Raw genomic sequence first — 4,213 nt, 5'->3', positions numbered from 1 at the left:
CTGCTACGCTCGGAGCGAGAGATTTTTTGCGAGCGTAGCAGCCACCCCGCCGAGGGCGGTGGGCGAAGTCTCGCGCCGCGAAAATCAAAGCCCGCTTGAAGCGGGCTTTTTGCTGACCGGGACAGCAGATTCGCCAATAAAAAAGCCCGCCAAAGCGGGCTTCTTGGGGACGACGCAGACCCCTATTAAACAGTCGCTTCCGCGCCTTGCTTGTCCTCACACCGCAGCTCGCTGAAGTACCCAATCAACAGATCGAGTTCAGCGTTCAATTCGGACAGGATCGACTTGCAGTCCGACAGGCATTGCGGCGCGATCAACGCGGACGGGTTGAAATGCTTAAGTTCATTCATCGCACTTCTCCTTAAAAAACAGCTTGCTTCTTCAAGGCCTCGATAGCCTTGTGGTACTCATGTTCATCATTCGTATGAGTCGCGAGAGACGCAACCTCAATCAGGTGAATCTGCTGTTGGGCATTCAGCCACTGGCGATTCAGACTCAGGTCTTCTTCCTCAACTGCACACATCAACGTATTAAGCAGCGTTTCGATGACACGAAGGCTGCGGACGATATCAGCCAAGCTGGGGTTGATCTTCTTAGAAATCAACTCGAAACCGAGCTGCTCGTGACTCTTAACCACTTCTTGGGCGACCGTCATGATCTTGCCCCACACCACTTCGACGGCGTCACGAGCTTCGCCATCGAAGACAATCGTCGTTGCCGGCGCTTCAGTCGTGACAGTGTTCATCGGTCCTACCAAGAATTCTTTGAGCCCAGCAGTCTAACACGTACCGATCTTTGTTCCTTTCGGCAACTCAACTTGATTGCAGCGTACGCTGAATGCGATTCGCTGTGTGTGAATTCGGAGCAAATCTAGTGGTTGTCCTACGCGGGTAGGGGGTACGCGACTAACGCCGAAGGACGACCTGTAGCGAGCGCTTGCTCACGTCGGTTTACCGGTCGCTCGTGGCGACGCTCCACTTCACTGCGGCGCCTGCATCGAGCTGGAGCCCGCGGCAACGCACCCGCAGCTCATGAGTCCATCGAGCCCTCGCCATCGTTCCCGTCAAGCTCGGCGGCCAAGCGCGGGCTGAGCAGCCGCAGGCATTCGTCACGCGGCTGCTGCAATGCCCATTCCATCATTGCCGGCGCCAAGCATGCTGGCATCACTCGGGGCATCCTTCGATCCGCAACGCCCGCTGCAACCTCGCCTTCCTGCTCTCCGATGACGGGAGCTGGCGGCCTCGCAATGCCCGCAACCGCGACCCCGGTTCCAGACAGCTCCTCGGCATCATCCGCCATCCTGTGTCTAGAAATCGCCTACTCCTCCAGCAAGCCACACCGTGGACTGTGTAAAGCACTCTAGCCTTGCGGCATGAGCTGCAAGATCGCATCGGCACGCCCTCGCCGGACCTGGGGATCGGCCACGGCGTCGACCGCCTCCGCGACGCGCACCGCGTCTTCGCTCAAGGTACGCGCTACCTCAGCGATGTCGGCGCCAAGACGGGGAGCCAGCAAGCGCCACACGTCAAGCCCGAGAGCCCCGGCGAGCTTTGCCAACGTGTCGATGGAGGCGGCCCCTTCGCCTACCTTGATTCGATGCAGCGTACCGGTACCGAGCCCCGACGCGGCAGCCAGGCGCGTATAGCTGGCTTTGCCCCACTTGAGCAACATTGCCAGATGGACGTTCTGAGCCAGTAGCGTGACCACAGGGTGAGGCGACCGCTCGGCGGGCTGGGTATCACCGGGGGCTGCCTGCGCTTCCGCCGGCCCGGCCGCATGGACAGCATCATTGACAGAGCGCGCGCCTGGATGAATTGGCATTGGCGACTCGACAATGCCCTTCATCGCCTGGAAGTCCGCCTGCGACTCAGCGGCGCCCGCCAGCCCGAGATCCTGCAGCCCGCGCGCGATAAGACGCGCCGCCATCCATGCTGATGATCGCTCTTGCTCGTCGGCCATAGACTTGATCACGTCACACTCAACGTCGGTGAGTACAGCGGCGAAGCCCCGCGGCACGCCGCCTTTCACGCCAACCTCGCCTGCGGCGACTGGCACCATTGCCGCGACAGCAGCTACGGCTTCGCGAAGCTGGCGGTCAAACGAGCCCTGAAAGATTTGGGGATCGGCAGCATGCTGCTGCCCCAATCCTCTGCGAACAAGCGCTGCAGTGACCCAGCGCCGCGAGCGGCGAAGCCTCAGCCCGATGGCCTCCAGATGGGCCTGCTGGCCTTGATTGAGGTTCAGGGTGATCTTCTTTTGCGAAATGTGGACCATGTCGTCCCTTCAATGCTGGCGCCCTCTCACCTCGCGGTGCGCGAGGGCGCCAAATAGGAAATCCATAAACGGCAACCAATACTACCAAAACGGTAGTATTTGAAAGCCCCCGGTCTAGAACGATCCGCGCTTTTGAGCGGGTCGTGCATGTCAGTGATAGGTAGGCGCATCAAGGCGGCCCGTACACGCGCCGGGCTGTCGCAGGAGATGCTCGGACTGGAAGTCGGCCTGGAAGCGGAGTCCGCCAGCACGCGCATGAATCGCTACGAGACTGGCGCTCGCGTGCCTGGCCTTGAACTCATCGAGCGGATCGCTGAGAGACTGAACGTGCCCGCTCCCTACTTCTACGCCGCCGACGACCAGGTGGCCGAGCTTCTCTGCGCATTCCACCTGCTGCCCAGCGCGCTGCAGCAGCAGGCCCTGGAAGGCCTCAAGAACGCCCTCGCAGAGCCCGACAGGCCCAAGAGGAAGGCTTAGCTGCCGACACCAGCACGGCGCGATGCCGATTCGTGCCCCCCCGTAGTTGTCAGCTCGAAACCGACAACCATTTGGAAACTTCGATGACAACCTCGCTCCCACGCTCCCGGTGGGGCGAGATCAGTCAGGCGCACTCCTATGCGCCGATCTCGCGGTCCTGGCTGCCTTTGCCCTTGCTAATCATGATGTCCGTAAAAGACCGCTCGCGCCACGCTCGCGGCTGCCGCCCGGCATCGATCCCTAGCGCCACCGCCAGCGGGAGAGGGTTCATCTCGATCAAGTGGTTTAGCGCCGGCCATACCCCACTGGTCAGGCACGGGTCGTCAAGCCGCTTCAGCGCGGCGACTACACAGGACGCCGCACGCGCCCTCTCAGCCTCTCTCAGCGTGMCCGCTATTGGCTTCAGACCGAAGCCCGTCCCAATCTGCAAGTCGAAGTCCCTGTAGAAGCCGCGCACCTTGACCTTACCGCCGATGGCCTCGCTTCCACGCAGCCCGCCATCGACCAGGGGTACAAGCAGGACGTGCATGTGCGGGTTGTCCTCGTCTCGATGCACAACGGCGCTGACGACATTGCCGACACCGCCAAACCGGCGTCCCAGCCACGCCAATGTGGCGGTGAAGAAAGCCTCCTCATCGACGCCATGGTCGGCGGGCAAGCTCACCATGAACTCGATGCAGAGCACGGCATCGCGTCGTGGCAGCTTCACAGGATAGGCGGCGGCAACCATGCCGCGGGCCAGCGCCGCCACCTCCAGCGCGGTTGCTGGGCCTGCGATCACCTCGTTCAGGCACCTCCGCGTGGAATCGATGCGCCCCCCTTCCCGTAGCTCGGCTGCAATCTCCCGAAGGTTGTGCTTGGCGGCGAACCCCAGCTTGGCGGCTGTCTTGATCTTCACGAATGACAGGTAGGCGCTGCACGGCCCCTGCCCATCGATGCTGCGCGGAGCGGCTGCGGCCTCCCGGCCGGCATCCAGATCGTCCGCGCCCATCATGCGGCCCCCGTCATCACGCGGCGGATCTCGGCCACGGGCCAGGCCAGACGGCCGTTGATGCGCACCGGCAGCAGCGGGCCGCACTGCTTGCACGCCCACAGGCGCAGGGTCTGCTCAGACCGGTTGAGGTGGAAGGCGGCTTCCTTCGTGGGCAGGGCGACCCGGATTTCCAGTTCGAGAGCGAGGAAGGGAGGGAGCGTTTTCATCGTCATGTATTCCACTGTGCTCGCTTTTGTTTTTTTCGGGGACTCCTTGCCGCCGAGCCCGTCCGACGCCGCCTAACTTCTCGGTCAGCAGCGCCTCATGGCGGGCATGGAGCCAACTGCAGCACCCACCAACTGCATCGCGGCTCGTTGATCTGCGCGAACCCTTACACAGGAGAGTGTTGGCTTGTCCAAACGCGCGCGCGCTGGCCCGTCACGCCGGTGTCACGCGTGACTCACGGCGGCGTCACGCGTGACTCCGGAG

Annotated in this window: 6 protein-coding genes; 1 reads left to right on the top strand and 5 read right to left on the bottom strand. The window is 62.4% G+C overall.

The window, feature by feature from the left end:
• Positions 1-185: 185 nt before the first annotated feature.
• The 3 genes from ACXJKR_RS25950 to ACXJKR_RS25940 all read right to left on the bottom strand — a co-directional run bounded on the left by ACXJKR_RS25950 (position 186) and on the right by ACXJKR_RS25940 (position 2,274).
• Positions 186-350: a hypothetical protein gene (locus ACXJKR_RS25950; protein ID WP_457325256.1), complete on the bottom strand. Its 165-nt coding sequence runs from the start codon at positions 348-350 to the stop codon at positions 186-188.
• Positions 351-361: 11 nt separating this feature from the next.
• Positions 362-745 carry a hypothetical protein gene (locus tag ACXJKR_RS25945; protein ID WP_457325255.1) on the bottom strand — a complete coding sequence of 128 codons (384 nt, stop codon included), beginning with the start codon at positions 743-745 and terminating at the stop codon, positions 362-364.
• Between the two features lie 614 nt (positions 746-1,359).
• Positions 1,360-2,274, bottom strand: coding sequence for a helix-turn-helix domain-containing protein (locus tag ACXJKR_RS25940; RefSeq protein WP_457325254.1), 915 nt, complete (start codon positions 2,272-2,274; stop codon positions 1,360-1,362).
• 147 nt (positions 2,275-2,421) lie between these two features.
• On the opposite strand from ACXJKR_RS25940, the gene ACXJKR_RS25935 reads away from it, so the two are divergent.
• A complete protein-coding gene (locus ACXJKR_RS25935; protein WP_457325253.1) occupies positions 2,422-2,751 on the top strand; it encodes a helix-turn-helix domain-containing protein in 330 nt (109 codons plus the stop codon).
• 136 nt (positions 2,752-2,887) lie between these two features.
• Here the strand turns inward: ACXJKR_RS25935 and ACXJKR_RS25930 are convergent, their stop codons facing one another.
• Entirely contained in the window at positions 2,888-3,745 is an 858-nt protein-coding gene (locus ACXJKR_RS25930) for a plasmid recombination protein (protein WP_457325252.1), read from the bottom strand.
• A complete protein-coding gene (locus tag ACXJKR_RS25925; RefSeq protein ID WP_457325251.1) occupies positions 3,742-3,951 on the bottom strand; it encodes a DNA-binding protein in 210 nt (69 codons plus the stop codon). The genes ACXJKR_RS25930 and ACXJKR_RS25925 overlap by 4 nt, the downstream gene beginning before the upstream one ends.
• Positions 3,952-4,213 lie beyond the last annotated feature (262 nt).

The organism is Roseateles sp. P5_E11 (assembly GCF_054049355.1).
The sequence above is the reverse complement of the archived record's forward strand: the minus strand, read 5'-3'. Positions and strand labels throughout refer to the sequence as shown.

What these genes read in the sequence shown, in the direction of transcription:
- ACXJKR_RS25945 (WP_457325255.1), bottom strand. Translation starts at nt 745, where the DNA reads ATGAACACTGTCACGACTGAAGCGCCGGCAACGACGATTGTCTTCGAT.
- ACXJKR_RS25925 (WP_457325251.1), bottom strand. Translation starts at nt 3,951, where the DNA reads ATGAAAACGCTCCCTCCCTTCCTCGCTCTCGAACTGGAAATCCGGGTC.
- ACXJKR_RS25950 (WP_457325256.1), bottom strand. Translation starts at nt 350, where the DNA reads ATGAATGAACTTAAGCATTTCAACCCGTCCGCGTTGATCGCGCCGCAA.
- ACXJKR_RS25935 (WP_457325253.1), top strand. Translation starts at nt 2,422, where the DNA reads ATGTCAGTGATAGGTAGGCGCATCAAGGCGGCCCGTACACGCGCCGGG.
- ACXJKR_RS25940 (WP_457325254.1), bottom strand. Translation starts at nt 2,274, where the DNA reads ATGGTCCACATTTCGCAAAAGAAGATCACCCTGAACCTCAATCAAGGC.